The organism is Methylobacterium organophilum (assembly GCF_022179465.1).
In the GTDB taxonomy this organism is placed as follows: domain Bacteria; phylum Pseudomonadota; class Alphaproteobacteria; order Rhizobiales; family Beijerinckiaceae; genus Methylobacterium; species Methylobacterium organophilum.
In genome coordinates this window covers 1-250 of record NZ_BPQV01000059.1, presented here as the reverse complement: position 1 = coordinate 250, position 250 = coordinate 1, and the positions used below count along the sequence as shown (strand labels likewise).

Here is a 250-nt window from a genome sequence, read left to right as displayed (position 1 = left end):
CACGAGGTTGTCACACCTCTGAAGGCAGTTGGTGACACGTGACGCCTCCCGGCGTCGTACGCTCCCCGCATGGACAGCGCAGAGTACGAGCGCAAGATCGCGCACCGCTTCGCCGCCTTCGACCAGGACGGCAACGGCTACATCGATCGCGCCGATTTCAACGCCGCCGCGGCCCGTCTGCTCACCGAGTTCGGTACGACGGCCCGCTGCGACCGGGGCCAGTCGCTCTACACGGGTGCCGAGGCCTTCT

The 250-nt window shown here is 67.2% G+C and carries 1 protein-coding gene; it reads left to right on the top strand.

Annotation, left to right across the window (positions count from 1 at the left end):
• Positions 1 to 69: 69 nt before the first annotated feature.
• A partial coding sequence (locus tag MFF21_RS23795) for an EF-hand domain-containing protein (protein WP_238315056.1) occupies positions 70 to 250 on the top strand: 181 nt, incomplete at its 3' end.